Raw genomic sequence first — 17,439 nt, forward strand, 5'->3', positions numbered from 1 at the left:
CAGGTTCTGCCCAGCCTGACCTAGTTTCACGCCATGCGAATGCTCCTTTCCTGGCTGACGGTGACGGCGCTATCGGCGGCTGCCCAGCAGACCTCCGTGCTCTTCATCGGCAACAGCTACACCTACGTGAACGACCTGCCCAATACGCTGCGGCAGCTCGCGCTCTCATTGGGCGATACGGTCACCGTGGCGTCTTCGGCACCCGGCGGCTACACCCTGTTCCAGCACAGCACCTACGCGCCCACGCTCGATGCCATCGCCTCGCAGGATTGGGACTATGTGGTGATGCAGGAGCAGAGCCAGCTGGGCGCGCTGCCCTTCGATGTCACGACGACGGAACTCGGAGCGACTTCGCTCGTCACGCTCATCGAGGAGAATTACGAATGCACCTATCCGGTCTTCTACATGACCTGGGGCCGCCAGAACGGCGATGCGCAGAACTGCGCGAATTTCCCCTTCATGTGCACCTACGATGGCATGCAGCAGGGACTGCGCACCAATTACATCGCACTGGGCGAGTACAACGATGGCTACGTGGCTCCGGTGGGCGCGGCGTGGAAAGTGGTGCGCGACACGCAACCGGGCATCAATCTCTACGATGCCGATGGCAGCCACCCCTCGCCGGCGGGCACCTACCTCGCCGCCTGCGTGTTCTACTGCACGCTCTTTGAGGAGAGCTGCGTCGGGTCCGCCTTCAATGGGTCCATCGATGCCGCTACGGCGGCCATCCTGCGCGACATCGCCAGCACGGTGGTGCTGGGCGAGCTGCCCACGTGGAACCTGGATTTCGAAGGGAGCACCAGCGCGCTTCTCGATGGATTCAGCAGCGGTTGGAACTGGATCACCTTGATCCACAACGGCGAAGGCGAGCACCTCTGGGTGTGCAGCGACGGGCAGACCTCCACTTCGGCCACACCAACGTTCACTTTCAGCGAGAGCGCCACGTACACCATCACGCACACCTACACCGATCCCTGCGGCAACACCGATACGGTGACGCTCACCTTCGACATCGTGCTCGGCGTGGGAGAGCAGGAGCAGCGAACGCGTTACCAGGTATGCTCCGCTGGACCGGGAATGCTGGAGGTGCGCGGCGCGGAGATCGGCGCGATGCTCACGCTCTTCGATTCGCAAGGGCGATTGCTATGGAGCGAGCGCATGGAACAAGGCACATCACGGATCCCGTGCACGCCGGGATTGTGCTTCTGGCAGGTGGAGGATGCCAGCGGTGAGAAGTGCAGCGGGAAGCTGGTGGTGGAGTGATTCCGATCACCAAGCAGCTCCAATCACCGCCAACCTTCCATCGCGGCCCTCGTTCGTTTGTCGAGCTCCGCGAAGAGCGCCTCCTCCAAGCCCTCCATAGCGCCGCGTTCGAACACCCGCGTGAAGCGGCCATGCTGGAGCAAGTGGATCCGATCGCACAAGGCAACGAGCGGCCCCAGCACATGGGAGGTGATGAGCACCGTGCGGCCGCGCTCTGCCAAGCGCTTGATGATGGCCTCCAGCACGCGCACCGAGGCCAGGTCCAGCCCGTTCATCGGCTCGTCGAGCAGCAGCACCTCGCGCTCCAGTCGCAGCACGCCGAGCAGCACGAGCTTGCGCTTCATGCCCGTGGAGTAGGTGCTGATGAGCTGGTCGAGCGGCACTTCGAGCAAGGCGTTCAGCGCTTGCGCATCGGATTCGCCGGAAGCGGGCATGAAGAGGTCGAGGTATTCGCGCCCGGTGATGCCCGGATGGAAGTAGCTCTCCGCTTCTTGGAAGGCCGTGTTCCCATGGAACATGTCCACGCCTTTCCATTGCACACGCGCTGAAGGGCCACGGCCGAAGCCGTAGAGCGCGTTCAACAAGGTGGTCTTGCCGGCGCCGTTCAGGCCCACGATGCCGTGGACGCCGGGCGCCATCTCGTAGCGCGGGATGTCGAGCACCGGCTTGTCGCCGTACGCGCAATGCAGGTCAGCGATGGTGAGCATGGAAATAGGCATGGAGGTTCTCGCGGGCCTTGCGCACTTCGCCCAATAGCATGATGAGCGGCACCAGGCCCAGCCCGGGCAGGATGGCGAAGACGGCCGCGACGCCCACGTTCGCGCTGTTGGCCTCCAGGCGTTCGTTGGGGCGGTAGTTCGCGTACTTCAGCACCACGGCATAGGCCACCAGCACGAGCAGGCCCGCGCCGAAGAGCCCGTGGATCCACCACCACGACGGCTGGAAGATGGTGGCGCCGATGAGCGCGGGCAGTTCACATAACGCCATCAGCCGCATGGCACCGAGCACTTTGCTCCGCAGCAGTGCACGGGCATCGGGTGCGGTGGACAGCAGCATGGCGCGCGGCTCGCATTGCTCCTGTGCCCCAGCGGCCATCATGGCAATGGCCCCGAGCAGGAGGAGCGGCAGCACGGGCAGCCAGCAGAAGGCCAGCGCTGCGAGCCAGAGCAACAAGCTCCAGGGATGCGTGTGCTGCAGCATGCTCTTCCACTCGAAGAGCCGCGCGGGTATCCGCTTCCGGAGCCAGGCCGCGCGAACACCCGAGGCACGCGCCACCGGCGACCAGGGCAATGCGAGCGCCACGCACACCACCGCAGCATACGTCCCTGCACCGGCCAGCAGAAGACCGAGCATGGCGGGCAGCACCACCGCGCCGTACTCCAGCGCCATGGCGGCGCGCGCCTGCGGCACATGCCGATGCAGGAAATGATGGTCAGGCCGCCGCTGGTGCATGCCCCAGGCCACGAGCAGCGCGCCACCGGCGATGTAGGGCGCGTTCGTGGCATCGTGGAGCGCGGCCGCGCGCAGCAACCACACCGCGCCCGCCACGGCGAGCGCGAGCAGCACGATGCCATAGGCCGGCAACGCACGGCGCAACTGCAGCCAGCGCAGGTGCAGCAGCACGAAAGGGGAGGGCGCCGACGCGTTCACGGTGGGCAAGTTCGCCAGAGCAGTGGCAAGGTTCGGTTGCATTACACAAGCGGCAAGAAAGCCGTTGCGCTTGCACTGCCGGGTGCACACGGTGGACGGGGTGGCGCACCGTATCCACCCCGTCCACCCGAGCGGGAAGGCACCTTAACCTTGGCGGCATGCAACTTCAGAACTACGCCGCCGGCCAGTGGGTCGCCGGATCGGGCAAGCAAGCACTTATGCGACTCCCTTCAGCAGTTCCAGCAGTTCTTTCGTGGTGAGGCTGTCACGGTCGGTCTTGTCGTAGATCGTAAGCATGTAGACCTTGCCCTGCAGCAGCCGCACATAGGTGATCACGCGGCCGCCACCGGACTTGCCGCTGCCTTTCGACGATATCGCCAGCCGGATCTTGTAGCAGTCCTTGCCGATCGGTGTTCCCTGGACAGGACGTTCTTCGAGCGACGCGACAAGGGCCAAGACATCCGCGTCCAACGAACGATGCCGCTTCTTCAGTTCCTTGAAACGACGCTGGAAGAACCCCGTGAGAACGACCTCAGCCATGCTTGAGGAAGTCGCGGGCGCGGGTCAACTTCTTCTCGCCGCGCGCATCCGCTTTGGCCTCCATCAGCGCATCGAGCAGGTCGTTGGCGAAGGCGACTTTGCGACCATCGCGGATGATGCTCGTCACCTTGACGAAGTCGAGTTCGCCCAACAGGTCGAGCAGCAGCTTGCGCTTCCGGGTGTTCTTGAGTTGGAGGACGATCTGTTCCATGAGGCCCAAAACTAATCCGCAGACGTCGCAGATGTCACAGATAACTCAGTCCATCCTGGCATTCATCTGTGTAATCTGCGACATCAGTGGATAATCCTCCCGTGCTCATCTTCGCAACATGCAACTTCAGAACTACGCCGCCGGCCATTGGGTCGCTCAAAGGCGGGTGAATGGGATTTGGCGAATGGCGAATGGCCGCGCGCTCCCCATTCACCAACTCCCATTCGCCATTCACCAAGCACGCTTCATCGATGCCTGAACAACTCAAGAATTATACAGCAGGTCAGTGGGTAGCTGGCTCCGGCCCCCAAGCCGAACTCCTCGACGCCTCCACCGGCGAGTTCATCGCCACCACAGCCTCCGGCTCTGCCGGAATGAAGAATGTAAAATGTAGAATGATCAATGATCAACGACGGTCCCCCATTCTGCATTCTTCGTTCTACATTCTACATTCTACATTCTACATTCATTCGCCCATGAGCCACCAACTCCTCAACTACGCACACGGCCAATGGGTCGCCGGCACCGGCCCCCAATCCGAACTCCTCGACGCCAGCACCGGTGAACTAGTGGCCACCACCTCCTCCGGCGGCCCTGCCTGCCGGCAGGCAGGCTCGACTTCGCCGCCATGCTCCACTACGCCCGGACCGTGGGCGGACCGCTCCAATGCCATTCTCCGCAGATGTCGCAGCAAGCCCACGCCTGCTGAGCAGACATCCGCAGTTGCGTGATTGCGCTCGTTTGCCAAAGCAGGCAACAGTAAACCAGGTGGAGTGGAGAATTTCTCCATGTCGGAGCAAGTGCTCGGGTAGCCCCGGTACCTTTGGTCATATGTTCAAGCACGCTGGTTCCGTCCTGTGCGCAATACTGGCAATGGCCCCTGCGACGCGCGCACAGGACTGCGGCACACTGTCACCGACGGATGAAGAGTATGCCTTCACGCGCGACGTGCTGGCGCACATGGATGTGTCCGCTCTGCGTAATGAGGGCACTACATGTATTCCCCTGCAGGCACACGTGGTATGCACCAGTGCGGGTACCGATTGCATGACACAAGCGGAGCTGAACCGTGCGTTGGCGTTCGTCAACTATGCCTTCATGCCGGCCGGTATCGAGTTCTTCTGGAAAGGCCCAATGGAGACTGCGAACAACAGCGATCTCTTCGATTATGACGAGTCCGAGGACAGCGAAGGCGGATTGACCTCGCTTTTCACCCCCGCTACGGATGCGGTGAACATCTACTTCCCCAATTCCCTCGGGGACCTGTGCGGATGGGCGTACTATCCTCCAGGTCCGAACGTCATTGTTATGAGCAGTACATGCGCCCTTACAGGCCCTGCTGGAACGTTCCCGCACGAAATGGGCCACTACCTCGGCTTGTACCACACCTTCGAGGGTACGGAGAACGGTCCTGCGAGCAGCAACGCCGAGAACGTGGCGCGGACCGGACCACAAGCCGACTGCACGGTCGATGGCGATCTTCTTTGTGGCACGGCTGCGGACCCCCGTGGCAACACGAATGTGGAGTGTGAATACGTCGATGGAGAAGTGGATGTGTTCGGTGTGCCGTACGACCCCCCGCTTGAGAACATCATGAGCTACTATCCGTGCAGCAGTTGGAACGGATTCACAGATGACCAGTTCACGCGGACGCAACAGGGCCTGTTGCTTCGCTTGAGCTACCTGAACGCGCCACCGATGAACGTTGCTGCCCCCGGTGGTCTCACGGCCACCTTGGACAGTCTTGGTGCACATTTGGAGTGGACAGACAACGCGGACAATGAGCTCGGCTACCTCATCGAGCGCTCGACCACCTCGGCCACAGAGGGGTTCCGTCAAGTGGCCTATGGTTCAACCGCCGCCGACGACATCGACTACAATGACCATACCCTGCTGAGCAATACGACCTACTATTTCAGGGTCAAGACCGTGAACGGGGACTGCAACGCGTACAGCAATGTCGATTCCGTGACCACGGGAATCATCTACTGCACCCCGTTCTATCTGTTCATCTGCGGATCATCGCCCATCGATGATGTGGTCCTCATCGGTGAGACCTCGACCCTGAGCAACCTGAATTCGGGATGCTCCAGCAATGAATACGGGAACTTCACGAGCATGAGCACGGATGTTAACGCCGGTGGAACTTACAGCCTCCAGGTAGGCCCTCCGGATACGGTCTCCTATGTGCTACGCTACATCCAAGTGTGGGGTGATTGGAACCAGGATGGCGACTTCAACGACGTCGATGAGACCATGCTGCCGACTTACAGTGAAATGGCGCCGGTCTTCCATGGTTCGTTGACGATTCCGGTTGGTGCAATGGGCGGGAGCACACGCATGCGTATCCGCGTCTGGAACCAAAGCAGTGGTGGCGGGATAACGCCCTGCGGTCAGCGTTTGTACGGGGAGGGTGAAGACTACACCTTGGTGGTGAACCCACTTTCCACCAGTTCAAGCGATATCAGGACCGAGGAAGGAATGGCCCTCTTCCCCAACCCCACGACGGACCTGTTGCAAGTGTCTTTTTCCGCCAACTTGGTCCCGGCTGGCATCGAGATCCTGGACGCACAAGGACGGTTGCTGCGCACGGTCGCTGCCAACGGGGTACAGAAGCTCTTACTGGATGTCAGCGAACTGAGCCCGGGAGTTCATGTCGTGCGCAGTAGAAGCCGACACGTGACGAGCGTGCGCAGATTCACCAAGCTTTGAGCAATACCGCGCAACTCGCCTTAGGTCTTCACCAACTGATATAGCGCGGCACGCTGGTGCATCTCGGCTATTGCATCGCTTACATCGATCATCTGCATCATCCCCTGGACGGGACAGGTCCTGCGGATAACCCTCCCGTACCGAACTTCGCCGACATGCAGTTACAGAACTACATCGCCGGCCAATGGATCGCCGGTTCCGGAAAACAAGCCGAACTTATCGACGCCTCCACCGGCGAGCTCATCGCCACCACCTCCTCCACCGGCCTCGACTTCGCCGCCATGCTCCACTACGCCCGCACCGTGGGCGGTCCCAAGCTCCGGAAGATGACCTTCCCCGAGCGTGGACGCATGCTCAAGGCCCTCGCCCTCTACCTGATGGAGCGCAAGGACAAATACTACCAGATCAGCTACAAGACCGGCGCCACCAAGCCCGACAGCTGGGTGGACATCGAGGGCGGCATCGGCAACCTCTTCGCCAACGCCAGCCTGCGCCGCACCCTGGGCAACATGCCCTTCTACGTGGACGGCGAGGCCATCCGCACCAGCAAGCAGGGCACCTTCATCGGCCACCACATCATGGTGCCCAAGGAGGGCGTGGCCGTGCACATCAACGCCTTCAACTTCCCCATCTGGGGCATGCTGGAGAAGTGCGCCGTCAACTGGATGGCCGGCGTGCCCGCCGTGGTGAAGCCCGCCACCGTCACCAGCTACCTCACCGAGGCCATGGTGCGCGACATCATCGCCAGCGGCATCCTGCCCGAGGGCGCCCTGCAGCTCATCGTGGGCAGCGCGGGCGACCTGCTGGACCACGTGATGCACCAGGACGTGGTCACCTTCACGGGCAGCGCCAGCACCGGCCGCATGCTCAAGCGCCACGACCGCCTCATCGACGAGAGCGTGCCCTTCAACATGGAGGCCGACAGCCTCAACGCCATCGTGCTCGGCCCCGACGCCGTGCCCGGCACCGAGGAGTACGAGCTCTTCATCAAGGAGGTGGGCCGCGAGATCACCCTGAAGTGCGGGCAGCGCTGCACCGGCGCGCGTCGCATCCTGGTGCCGCAGAACCTCATCGAGGACGTGCAGATCGCCCTGGGCAAGCGCCTGGGCGGCACCGTGATCGGCGACCCGCGCACCGAGGGCGTGCGCATGGGCGCGCTGGCGGGCAAGGCGCAACGCGAAGAAGTGAAGCGCGCGCTGGCCGAGCTGCTCAAGGCCTCGCAGGTGGTGTACGGCGACCCCGACAGCGTGAACGTCACCGGCGCCGATGTGCAGAAGGGCGCCTTCATGAGCCCCATCCTGCTCCTCAACCCCGATCCCTGGAAGAACCAGGTGAGCCACAACGTGGAGGCCTTCGGTCCGGTGAGCACGCTGATGCCCTACACCGATCTCGACGATGCCGTGGCCCTCACCAAGCTCGGCAAGGGCTCGCTGGTGGCCACCATCGCCACGCACAACGATGCCTACGCCCAGCAGTTCGTGTGGGGCGCCGCCAGCCACCACGGCCGCATGCTGGTGCTGAACCGCGACATGGCCAAGGAGAACACCGGCCACGGCTCGCCCCTGGCCACGCTCGTGCACGGCGGCCCCGGCCGCGCGGGCGGCGGCGAGGAGATGGGCGGCAAGCGCGGCGTGCTCCACTACCTGCAGCGCACCGCCATCCAGGGCAGCCCCACCAGCATCACCGCGCTCACCCAGCAGTACCAGCAGAGCGCCACGTACCACATCACCGAAAAGCACCCCTTCCAGCTGCACTTCGAGGAGCTTCAGATCGGCGACACGCTGATCACCGAGAAGCACCTGGTGACGCTGCAGAACATCGAGGACTTCGCCGCGCTCAGCGGCGACAAGTTCTACGCCCACATGGACGCCAACAGCCTCGATGGCACCCCCTTCACCGGCCGCGTGGCGCATGGCTACTTCATCCTCTCGCGGGCGGCGGGGCTGTTCGTGGACCCGCCCAAGGGCCCCGTGCTGCTCAACTACGGCATCGAGGAGTGCCGCTTCCTGAAGCCCGTTTACCCGGGCAGCACCATCCAGGTGAAGTTCACATGCCGCGAGAAGCTGGATCAGGAGAAGCGGCCGAAGACGGAGGATTCTCCGAAAGGCGCGGATGTGGCGCGGGGGATTGTCAAATGGCTGGTGGACGTGGTTGATGAGACGGGCGAGACCGTGGCGCTGGCGACCATTCTTACGATGGTCAAGAAGCTGGATCAGAACTGAGCCATGCGTGTCGCGGCCGGGATAGTTGGCTTCTGCATTTGTTGCACCATCCACGCCCAGCAACCAGCAGTATTGGACACCGTGGGCTTGGAGGCATTCTGGCGCGCGTTCCAGGACGCCGTGGACCATGATCGCCGCGAGGAGGTGCTTGGTATGCTGGATTATCCCGTGCACGAGTCCCTCCTTCACGACTGGCACTTTTCCGTGAACTGTGATACCGGATACTACGCTAGCCACGAGCAGGACCACCTCGATGCTGACATCATCCCTGCGAACGCGATGGTGCGCTACGACTTCCTGTTCACCAAAGAGCTCAAGGCCATGATCGCCCGGACCGACCTGGAGCGGATCGTGAGGGAGGGTTATCGCGGCGGTACCGAGGCCATTACCTACAACTTCTGGGCGAAGCACTATGGGTTCGGCTGTGGAAGCGACATCGCCTTGCACTTCTACTTTCACCGCACGCCTTCTGGATGGCGCCTTTCGATCGCCTCGGTATGAAGTTCCTGGTGGATGTGTTCAATGAGACCGGGGAGATGGTTGCTTTGGCCTCGATCCTCACAATGGTGAAGAAGCTCGACCAGAACTGAAGCGTCCGCGTCATTTGAAACCGCAGTACCTGAAGCTGGCAGCCTACTACCACCTCGCGGGTGGTGTTCTGGGCTGCGTATTGATCATGTCTGCCGTGTTGGGTGACAATACATACGGCAACACTGAGCTGCTCGTGCTCTGTGGCGCGTTCCTGCTATACTCCATCTCGATCTACTGCGGATACCTAGGTTTGAAGGGAAGGGCGCAGCAGTTCCTCCGACTCGCGTTTCCCTATCAATTGGTCCAGGTGGTGATGTTCTCATTCGATCGTGTCCTGGTATATAAGTTCTTCTCCGGACTAGCTTTGGTCATCGGTGTACCACTGAATGATCTACTCGTTGTGCAGTTCAAGATGAACTTGTCTGCTTTCTTCGTCAGCTGGAAGCAACCCACGGATTCCTTTGCTGGTGTAAATCTTGTGGCCATTGCACTCGCCCTTTGGATGGCAACCTACCTGAGCAACGAGAAGAAGCATGCAGTCTCCTAGGCTTGAATACAGTGCAGTTGTGCTCAACTACGGCATCGAGGAGTGCCGCTTCCTGAAGCCGGTGTACCCTGGCAGCACCTGTCACCCCGGGCAAGCCTGCCCCGGTCCACGAACCGGGGACCCGGGGCAGGTGAAGTTCATCCCGGCTCAAGGCCGGGACAGGCTCTGCCGCGAGAAGCTGGATCAGGAGAAGCGGCCGAAGACGGAGGATTCGCCGAAGGGGGCGGATGTGGCGCGGGGAAAAGCCTGCCCCGGGCCGCGACCCGGGGTGAAGTGGCTGGTGGATGTGGTGGATGAGACGGGCGAGACCGTGGCGCTGGCGACGATCTTGCGATCACGGAAGCTGGATCAGAACTAGTCATGGGGAGCGTGCAGCATCGGGATGCTTGGGGCGTGCCCCCGCCTCACCCCGGAGTTTACATCCGGGGGCAGGCGGGGTCGCGCTTTCCGCTGCAAGTCCTCGCCGGTCTCGTACCTCGCCCCGGCTGTGGGCTTTCCGCTGCAATCGCTCACGCGATGCCACTAAATCTAAATTAGCCCAATGATCAAATCATGGCGCATCAAAGGCTTTAAATCAGTTGGCACCCCAACGGATTTGAGTTTCTGACCTCTCACTGTATTTGCCGGTGCTAACAGCTCAGGAAAGAGCACCGTCATCCAAAGTATTCTTCTATCTGCACAGACAGTTCAGAGCCCTGTCTTCCAGAGACCTGTTGTTCTAAACGGACATATGGCTCGACTTGGCGCCTTCACTGATATTTCTAGTAACGCGAAAGAGGAAAGTGTTGTGGAAATCGGATTCAGTATAGAGTTCGACCCCAAGCGACTGATGGGAACTCATCGGCGAGGGCAACATCGTGACTTCCCATGGTGGTTTGGGCGACACGATGTCCCCCTTGCAATTGACTGTGACTTTGGGTTCTCAATGCAAGGTGCCCAGGCTGATAAAGAGGCGCTCCGCCTACAACCTAGACTTGAAACCTCCCACTTGCGCGTTGCCGAGGTTGGTGTGACCGAATCGGTAAGCGAGATTGGCATACGACGTTCGAGCATCTCGCTCGAAGACAGGCTAAAGTCACTTAACTTAAATGCGGGTACAAATTACTCGGGTGATATCTCGTCGCTCGAGTATGAGATTTCGATGTTGGACCCGGACAATGCTCCAACTCATCGAGGCTATCGGCTTGAAAGTCGACGAAATGGAGGAGTCGGCCTATGGCATTTCCTTCCCAGCAGAATGACCGTCTCCTATGATGTGGTGAGAACTGAGATTGAACGCGTTGTTGAACTATTGGAAAGTCTGAACATTCGTGACAACGACCAGCTTTATGCGGGAACGCTGTTACAAGGACAGTTGGCCAACCTGATTGTCAAGGTGCTAAAGGAGTTCGAGGAAAGAGTGACGAAAATTCGCGCTGAGAGCGCCGTTAGAGTTCCCACCTATACAGCTGAACGCGTCAAGGCGCACGTTGCAATGGCCGCTAACGAAGATTTACGCAAAGGGTTTCGTGCACTACTAATGATGCTTCCGCCTGCGCTTAAGGGAGAACTAGGACAATTATTTAGTGAAAAGAAGTCCGATATTCGTGAAGCCGTTCGAGCTGGACGGGAAGCTAGGTACGATCTCACATGGGTAGACATACCTGAGCTCCTTCAACTGGGAATTACGGCGACACAGCGATTCCTTCGCGACGGGGTTATGTATCTCGGTCCATTGCGCGACGAGCCCAAATCGATTTATCCACTTTCAGGAGCACTGGATACAGCAGACGTTGGTTTCAAGGGTGAGCATACGGCAGCCGTTCTTGATATTCATCGTAACACTAATGTCGAAACGATTGACCCAGCACATTTTCTAACAGATGCTGCATTTCAACCACAGATACTGACCAAACCTCTCCTTCCGGCAGTGCTCGAATGGCTTAATTACATGGGTGTCGGAAGCGATTTGAGTACTACTGACCGCGGTAAGCTCGGGCATGAATTGAAAATTGCCACTGCTCCTGGGGTGGCCGTCCATGACCTAACTCAGGTGGGCGTAGGTGTTAGTCAAGTTTTGCCAATTCTAGTGTCCGCGTTGCTAGCTGAGCCGGGTGCCAGTCTTGTATTTGAGCAACCCGAACTTCATCTCCACCCCAAAGTCCAAACCCGTTTGGCCGATTTCTTCGTAGCTCTTACAATGATGGGTAAGCAATGCATTGTTGAGACACATAGCGAGTACCTTATTACACAGCTCCGCTATCGTGCCGTGATTGGGGAAGGTGATTCGGTGTCCAGTTCTTTAAAAATCTTCTTCGTCGAGAAGGAGGATGGCGAGTCACGGTATAGGCCCGTTTCGGTGAACGTTTTCGGAGGTATTCAGGAATGGCCTAAAGGGTTCTTTGATGAGAAGGAGCGGACAGTGTCGGCTATTCTAAAAGCAGCTTCTGAAAAGCGCATTTCGGGAGTACCTAAACCTGAATGAAACGTGCTTTCCATTTTGGTAGATACCGAATTACTGTCATGTCCTAAGAATCCAAGTGAAACTGAGGCGAATGGGTTTGTGGCGTTGTTGAGGAGTCTCGAGGCAGGGGCTCGACATGCCGATATTCGATTGCTAATTAGCAGTCAAGCATGGCACATACTGAATCGAGCGGGTGCGCTCCCACCTTGGGGACCCTCCCCGTTCGACTACTACATGCAAGATGCTGATGTCACCACCATGTGGTGCAGCTTCATAGATCGATGTGCAAAAGTTGAAGAACTCTGTGGAGTGAGTGAATTGATACTAGAGGATGAGAGGGTAGACAAAGATTTCCACCTTAAAAGCCACGATGCGGAGCTAAGACGAAACTACTTCGATCTACTTGCCATATTCGCGCTTCACGGCCTCTCCCAGGGGCGTGGAGTTGCGCAGGTAGTTGTGCTTAGCAGATATTGTACACCTCCTTTGCAAGTATTGTTTTCCGGACAGATTACAATGTCTTGGCCATCCACTGTAGTATCACTACCAGTCAGCGTCTCTGAGACTTTTCCGCACATGGCAGTATTAGGTCAACTTTCCGCTTGCGTGGACCCTACTGAGATGTTGCTTGGTGGAGCTCGGGACTGTGCGCTGCGATGTGCCACAGCCGCCCGATTTGAAGAGAACGGTGATTGGCTTTCCCCAATGCCTCCTTACACCGTACACAAAGCCTTTTGGTCTAGCGTAGAAAACCTCGGGCTCTTCAGCAATAGGCATCTGATAGAGAAGCTAATTCGTGCGTGTGTGGATGCCCTGTTGAATGTGAGATTGGAGAAGGTCCATGCACTCCGAACAGGGTCGGGGGGTGATGATCCAACAAGAGTTCGTCCTTCCGATGGAGCCGAGGCACAGCGCCGGGATGTCGACTATGAGTATCACTTGCATTATTGGAAGAATGGAAGTGCAATTGAGTTTGCCTCTGTTGTGACGCACAATGATTTCAGCATTCCCATTTAACCTGTACTTGGCGCGAAGAGAACCTAGTCTGCTTTCCCCGCTCGCTGAAATCCCCCACAGATGCCGCAAGCAGCCCTATGTGAACTGTCACCTACCGCCTAAAACTAGCTTCGGGCTATCCCTCCACCACCCATGAAAGGCCCCAACTTCCTCAAGTACTGCATCCCGTTGCTTCGCGTCATGAAGAACTTGGGAGGCTCCGGGGCCACCGGGGAGGTGGTGGACGCCGTGATCGCCGACCTGAAGATCCCGGACAGCGAGATGGAACAGCTCATCCCCTCTGGACAGAGCCGCGTGCGCAACCAGATCCAATGGGCACGTTTCTACCTCACCAAGGCCGGGCTGATGGATTCGCCCAAGAGCGGGGTGTGGCGCCTCACTCAGGAGGGCGTGGAAGCCAAGCTCACCGAGGAACAGGTCTACCAGCTCTTCCAGCGCATCCACCAGACCGTGGGAGGTGATGCACAGTCGCGCGCCAAGAAGAAGGCCAAGAAGGGAAAGGAGAACCTGGACAACGACATCGTGGAGGACGAGGCCCACAGCGAGTCGCTGCTGGAGACCCTGAAGGCCCTCACCCCGAAAGGCTTCGAGCGCATCTGCAAGCGGCTGCTCACCGAGATCGGCATCCACGACATCCAGATCACCGGTGGCGCTGGCGACCAGGGCATCGACGGTATCGGCAGGATCCGCCTGAACGACGTGGTGAACTTCAACATCGTATTCCAGTGCAAGCGCTACAAGGAGACCGTCTCTCCAGCCTTGGTCCGCGACTTCCGGGGCAGCATGCAGGGCCGCGCTGAGAAAGGGTTGATCCTCACCACCGGCCGCTTCACGCCCGATGCACAGAAGGAGGCCAACCGGGATGGCGTTCCTCCCATCGAGCTGATCGATGGTGAGCGCCTTGTGAGCCTGTTCGAGAAGTACGAACTGGGTCTGAAGCCGAAGACCGTTTACGAGCTTCAGCCGGAGTTCTTCCGGAGCTTTGAGAGTTAGCGCGTTCGCATTGCCCCTCTACGCGCCACTCGTACTATCGGCCCGAAAGCAGGGGAAGCTTTCACAATCTTCGGCCCTGCGGGGCCAAGGTTCGCTTCACATCCAGCTATCAATGGCCGTACTTCGGGGAAGCCTACATCTCTACCACCGGGAATTGATAGTCCTTTTCGGACTGCGGAGAACAATAAGCCGGGATCGGAGTGGGCGCTTCACCAGTAGTCGGAACGTCTACCGAATGGAGAAGCACCCTTCGTTTCAATGACCTGAATATCGATGGCAATAGGTACTCGCTAAACGCATTAGGCAAAGCGGAAAGCTCAGTGGCCGTTGACAAGAACTGTTGCTCACTCCAAACGCCATCTGCTATTTGGCTACGAAATGGACCCGGCTTGTGAGAAGCTAGCGAGATACCATTCGCGCACAGCTGGCCTGGATTGATGTTCAAACGACGTTTCCCTGACACGCGTGAATAGATGTCCTCCAGGTATTGTGCAATGAGCTTATCCTTCGCCAACCCCCATCCTGGTTCGCGTGCTTGAATCCAAATCAGCCAAGGTCTCAAGCTGCTGCCAGACTCTTGTCGATAACTCTGCGGTGCCAGCCATTGTTCCTGCGCCAGTGTACACTCTCCAACTACGTGGCTGGTTTGCAGTCGCAGTATGAGGTCACCTCGGAGTTTCGCCGACAGTACATCGCTTGCGCCAAGTATCATAAGGAAGCTCGACTCCATTACACGCCTTGTTTTAGCAGCCCACCACCTGTCTTTAAGCCAAGCACTCGGTAGGAAAGATAGATGTATGGTGTGTCGATTATTGCAACCAACACCTTGACTGCCCAAACCCAAAGAATGAACTCCGTAAGCGCCCCAATTCCCTCAAAGCCCGGTGTGCCAGCAAAGGCAATTGTCACAAAGACGACCGTATCGACCAGTTGTGCAATGCCAGTGGCAGAGACGTTTCGCACCCAAAGAAATCTTTCCTTTCCAGTATTCTCCATAATGCGGTGGTAGATGTAGATGTCAAGTAGCTGGCTGATCACATATGCAACAAAGGAGCCAAAGATTATCCGCGGTAGTGTAGCGAACGTCGCTGAGTATATCTCTGTCAGCTTGGGGTCGATTGGCGCATAGAGCATAAAGAGCGTCGTTAAACCAAAGAGCACCTGCCCCATGAATCCAACGAAGACTGCCTGCCTTGCATCCTTGGTTGAATAATGCTCTGAGAGCATATCAGTGATGAGAAAGGTTGCGGCATAAATCGGAATCGCGAAGCTTGTGAACACGCCATAAATGACCACGAAGCTGCTTGCGAAAACGTTCGCGGTAATCAGGTAAATCGGCAACAGAGCTATCAGCCATTCACGCCCGCGTCTTAAGGCTACCAATGGGACTGCAAACGCGACAAGGGTAATAACGAGGAAGTAAAGGGCACTCATGTTCGGATGGCTGGGGTTAAGAGTTCACGAAGGCGTAGCTCGTGCTCGGCAACCAGGTGAGGTGCCATACGAACGAACCAATTGTTCGGCGGTTGACTCCTAAGCTCATATCCGTTCCCGCGTTCTTCGATTCTCGGCGGTGACTGAGCCATGAATCCAATTGTGGGCTTCGATAGGCGCTGATAGAGTGCAACTTGAGGAAGGTATGGCCGATCTAATCTATGCCAGTGCACCTTGGATAGCTGCTCATCTGAAACGCGTTCAGCGGCCAGCCTGCCTCTCACACATTCATAGTACTGGGGATTCGATTGGAAGAAGATGACCTGATTAGCAATTGCAAGCTGCTCCTTAAGCAGCCCAAGCGCATTTGAGCTAGGGACAACGTCTAGTGTTGGCTCGCCAGCGATCCAAACGGTGTGGATATCATGTAGGTAGACATACAAATCACCCCATACTAAGGGGGTGCGTGCAATCGCTGACTGTATCGCCTCAACAACGTCCTCCGCGAAACGCTGGTAGTCGCCCGCGGGTAGCTTCTTTCTTCTTCCTAATTCGTGCTTGAGTAACTGCCCTAAATTCTCAGCGAAGACGACCGGGCTTGTTCGACCATGAACTAGGTCGTACTTCATCCTCTCCAGCTCGTCAGCAAATGGTTCGTCGCCTTGGGTTACAAGTCGCTGTGGTGACGGCATGAACCGTACCAAGCGCAGGAGCAACCCTATGGAACTTGGATCAGACAAGCTGGTGAAAGGTAAGTTGCGTTGGCAAACCGAAGGTGTGCTTACAACCGATTATGCTTCGTCGCCACACCCCTCGCCTTCTCCACGGGCGTAGCGGGTACTTGGCGGCGTTCGTCCCCTGCTTGCGGCGCACGGCGGTTTCAAAGTCCACGACCCCGCTGCTGCGCAACTGCAATCCTTGGCCGGTGAATGCCTTGGCCTCCGGCCACCTCAGCCCAAGCCCAAGCCCAAGGCCAATAGGCCACTGGCCTACACCCACCTCACCACCACATTCAAGAACCGTTCGTCGCTGCTGATGAAGCTGGTGATGGCTAAGTGGTCTGGTGGCACGGGGCTCCAGAGTTTGGGCGGCACCAGCCGGGTGCCCAGGGCACCGCAGGCCGCTGGCACGCCCACCTTGATGTAGAGCTGCACGGGCAGGTGCTCCAGCAGGGCCTTGGTGCGGCGCAGGCGCAGCTTCAGGCCCAGGTGGCCGCTGAGGCCATCGGCGTAGGGCAGTCCGCCGCAAGCGCCGCCCGGCACCGGCGGGGCCTGCCAGCCGAAATAGCGGTAGGGGCCAGGGGCCAGTGGTTGCGCCCGGCGCACGAAGCCTTCGGGCTGGCGGTCCCATTGCTGGCACAGGCGCATGCGCGCCTTGGTCCGCAGGCCGTGGTACACATCGCAGGGGTGCAGTGGGCATTGGTGGGCGTGGCGGTGCCGGTTGAGTATGGTGCCGTGCAGCCATCGGTACGCGCGGCCCTCGAGGGCCACCCCCACGGCAAGGCTGCACAGCCTGTCCATGGGATTTCAAATAGAAAGGGAGCCCGGGGCCTGTGCAAGCCGGAGAGGGGGGTATCTTACACGTGTCGAGGGGGTATTTTACACGGGTACCCGGGGTGGTGGTGGGCGGAGCGCCAAGCAGTGGCGGCCTGGTGCGTGCGCAATGCCGCGCAAGGCATGCATGTGGCCCCGTGTTGCATGCAAGTGACCGCGTGCTGCACGCAACTGGCCGCCAATCGCACGCAACTGGCCGCGAAACGCGCGCAACGGGCTGCGGAGCGTATGCAACCGACCGCAGGATGCATGCAACGGGCCGCAGAACGTGTGCAACCGGCTCCGAAACGTGTGCAAGCGGCCGCGAAACGCATGCAAGGGGC

Annotated in this window: 17 protein-coding genes; 9 read left to right on the plus strand and 8 right to left on the minus strand. The window is 58.9% G+C overall.

Annotated elements, in window-relative coordinates; genetic code table 11:
- Positions 1-33 precede the first annotated feature (33 nt).
- Complete coding sequence (locus IPK70_11390; protein MBK8227762.1) at positions 34-1,263, plus strand: hypothetical protein; 1,230 nt, start codon at positions 34-36, stop codon at positions 1,261-1,263.
- Between the two features lie 23 nt (positions 1,264-1,286).
- Here the strand turns inward: IPK70_11390 and IPK70_11395 are convergent, their stop codons facing one another.
- The 4 genes from IPK70_11395 to IPK70_11410 all read right to left on the minus strand — a co-directional run bounded on the left by IPK70_11395 (position 1,287) and on the right by IPK70_11410 (position 3,664).
- Positions 1,287-1,970: an ATP-binding cassette domain-containing protein gene (locus tag IPK70_11395; GenBank protein MBK8227763.1), complete on the minus strand. Its 684-nt coding sequence runs from the start codon at positions 1,968-1,970 to the stop codon at positions 1,287-1,289.
- On the minus strand, positions 1,954-2,955 hold the full coding sequence (locus tag IPK70_11400) for a hypothetical protein (GenBank protein ID MBK8227764.1): 1,002 nt from the start codon (positions 2,953-2,955) through the stop codon (positions 1,954-1,956). The genes IPK70_11395 and IPK70_11400 overlap by 17 nt, the downstream gene beginning before the upstream one ends.
- Before the next feature lie 174 nt (positions 2,956-3,129).
- Complete coding sequence (locus IPK70_11405) at positions 3,130-3,453, minus strand: type II toxin-antitoxin system RelE/ParE family toxin (protein ID MBK8227765.1); 324 nt, start codon at positions 3,451-3,453, stop codon at positions 3,130-3,132.
- The gene (locus IPK70_11410) at positions 3,446-3,664 is read right to left on the minus strand and encodes a hypothetical protein (protein ID MBK8227766.1); all 219 of its coding nucleotides are present in this window, start codon (positions 3,662-3,664) and stop codon (positions 3,446-3,448) included. Before IPK70_11410 ends, IPK70_11405 begins: the two co-directional genes overlap by 8 nt.
- Before the next feature lie 476 nt (positions 3,665-4,140).
- Between IPK70_11410 and IPK70_11415 the strand changes: the two genes are divergently transcribed.
- The 8 genes from IPK70_11415 (at position 4,141) to IPK70_11450 (ending at position 14,129) form a co-directional block, all read left to right on the plus strand.
- A complete protein-coding gene (locus IPK70_11415) occupies positions 4,141-4,395 on the plus strand; it encodes a hypothetical protein (protein MBK8227767.1) in 255 nt (84 codons plus the stop codon).
- A gap of 100 nt (positions 4,396-4,495) precedes the next feature.
- Complete coding sequence (locus tag IPK70_11420; GenBank protein MBK8227768.1) at positions 4,496-6,376, plus strand: T9SS type A sorting domain-containing protein; 1,881 nt, start codon at positions 4,496-4,498, stop codon at positions 6,374-6,376.
- Between the two features lie 155 nt (positions 6,377-6,531).
- Positions 6,532-8,598: a phenylacetic acid degradation bifunctional protein PaaZ gene (gene paaZ, locus IPK70_11425; GenBank protein MBK8227769.1), complete on the plus strand. Its 2,067-nt coding sequence runs from the start codon at positions 6,532-6,534 to the stop codon at positions 8,596-8,598.
- Between the two features lie 3 nt (positions 8,599-8,601).
- Positions 8,602-9,099: a hypothetical protein gene (locus tag IPK70_11430; protein ID MBK8227770.1), complete on the plus strand. Its 498-nt coding sequence runs from the start codon at positions 8,602-8,604 to the stop codon at positions 9,097-9,099.
- A 103-nt stretch (positions 9,100-9,202) separates the two neighbouring features.
- Positions 9,203-9,676: a hypothetical protein gene (locus IPK70_11435; protein ID MBK8227771.1), complete on the plus strand. Its 474-nt coding sequence runs from the start codon at positions 9,203-9,205 to the stop codon at positions 9,674-9,676.
- Complete coding sequence (locus IPK70_11440; GenBank protein ID MBK8227772.1) at positions 9,663-10,034, plus strand: hypothetical protein; 372 nt, start codon at positions 9,663-9,665, stop codon at positions 10,032-10,034. The genes IPK70_11435 and IPK70_11440 overlap by 14 nt, the downstream gene beginning before the upstream one ends.
- 879 nt (positions 10,035-10,913) lie before the next feature.
- Complete coding sequence (locus IPK70_11445) at positions 10,914-12,140, plus strand: DUF3696 domain-containing protein (protein MBK8227773.1); 1,227 nt, start codon at positions 10,914-10,916, stop codon at positions 12,138-12,140.
- Positions 12,141-13,268: 1,128 nt separating this feature from the next.
- Positions 13,269-14,129 (plus strand): restriction endonuclease, encoded by an 861-nt coding sequence (locus IPK70_11450; GenBank protein ID MBK8227774.1) that lies wholly within the window; start codon positions 13,269-13,271, stop codon positions 14,127-14,129.
- A gap of 133 nt (positions 14,130-14,262) precedes the next feature.
- Here IPK70_11450 and IPK70_11455 read toward each other — a convergent pair whose 3' ends face one another.
- The 4 genes from IPK70_11455 to IPK70_11470 form a co-directional block, all read right to left on the minus strand.
- Positions 14,263-14,859, minus strand: a complete 597-nt coding sequence (locus IPK70_11455) for a DUF4416 family protein (GenBank protein MBK8227775.1) — start codon at positions 14,857-14,859, stop codon at positions 14,263-14,265.
- Positions 14,859-15,563: a queuosine precursor transporter gene (locus IPK70_11460; GenBank protein MBK8227776.1), complete on the minus strand. Its 705-nt coding sequence runs from the start codon at positions 15,561-15,563 to the stop codon at positions 14,859-14,861. The genes IPK70_11455 and IPK70_11460 overlap by 1 nt, the downstream gene beginning before the upstream one ends.
- Positions 15,560-16,255, minus strand: a complete 696-nt coding sequence (locus tag IPK70_11465) for a hypothetical protein (GenBank protein MBK8227777.1) — start codon at positions 16,253-16,255, stop codon at positions 15,560-15,562. The genes IPK70_11460 and IPK70_11465 overlap by 4 nt, the downstream gene beginning before the upstream one ends.
- 297 nt (positions 16,256-16,552) lie before the next feature.
- A complete protein-coding gene (locus IPK70_11470; protein MBK8227778.1) occupies positions 16,553-17,083 on the minus strand; it encodes a hypothetical protein in 531 nt (176 codons plus the stop codon).
- Positions 17,084-17,439 lie beyond the last annotated feature (356 nt).

The organism is Flavobacteriales bacterium (assembly GCA_016712535.1).
In the GTDB taxonomy this organism is placed as follows: Bacteria; Bacteroidota; Bacteroidia; order Flavobacteriales_F; family PHOS-HE28; genus PHOS-HE28.

Coding starts and splice junctions, on each gene's coding strand:
- IPK70_11390 (MBK8227762.1), top strand. CDS start 34: ATGCGAATGCTCCTTTCCTGGCTGACGGTGACGGCGCTATCGGCGGCT.
- IPK70_11395 (MBK8227763.1), bottom strand. CDS start 1,970: ATGCTCACCATCGCTGACCTGCATTGCGCGTACGGCGACAAGCCGGTG.
- IPK70_11400 (MBK8227764.1), bottom strand. CDS start 2,955: ATGCAACCGAACCTTGCCACTGCTCTGGCGAACTTGCCCACCGTGAAC.
- IPK70_11405 (MBK8227765.1), bottom strand. CDS start 3,453: ATGGCTGAGGTCGTTCTCACGGGGTTCTTCCAGCGTCGTTTCAAGGAA.
- IPK70_11410 (MBK8227766.1), bottom strand. CDS start 3,664: ATGGAACAGATCGTCCTCCAACTCAAGAACACCCGGAAGCGCAAGCTG.
- IPK70_11415 (MBK8227767.1), top strand. CDS start 4,141: ATGAGCCACCAACTCCTCAACTACGCACACGGCCAATGGGTCGCCGGC.
- IPK70_11420 (MBK8227768.1), top strand. CDS start 4,496: ATGTTCAAGCACGCTGGTTCCGTCCTGTGCGCAATACTGGCAATGGCC.
- paaZ (MBK8227769.1), top strand. CDS start 6,532: ATGCAGTTACAGAACTACATCGCCGGCCAATGGATCGCCGGTTCCGGA.
- IPK70_11430 (MBK8227770.1), top strand. CDS start 8,602: ATGCGTGTCGCGGCCGGGATAGTTGGCTTCTGCATTTGTTGCACCATC.
- IPK70_11440 (MBK8227772.1), top strand. CDS start 9,663: ATGCAGTCTCCTAGGCTTGAATACAGTGCAGTTGTGCTCAACTACGGC.
- IPK70_11445 (MBK8227773.1), top strand. CDS start 10,914: ATGACCGTCTCCTATGATGTGGTGAGAACTGAGATTGAACGCGTTGTT.
- IPK70_11450 (MBK8227774.1), top strand. CDS start 13,269: ATGAAAGGCCCCAACTTCCTCAAGTACTGCATCCCGTTGCTTCGCGTC.
- IPK70_11455 (MBK8227775.1), bottom strand. CDS start 14,859: ATGGAGTCGAGCTTCCTTATGATACTTGGCGCAAGCGATGTACTGTCG.
- IPK70_11460 (MBK8227776.1), bottom strand. CDS start 15,563: ATGAGTGCCCTTTACTTCCTCGTTATTACCCTTGTCGCGTTTGCAGTC.
- IPK70_11465 (MBK8227777.1), bottom strand. CDS start 16,255: ATGCCGTCACCACAGCGACTTGTAACCCAAGGCGACGAACCATTTGCT.
- IPK70_11470 (MBK8227778.1), bottom strand. CDS start 17,083: ATGGACAGGCTGTGCAGCCTTGCCGTGGGGGTGGCCCTCGAGGGCCGC.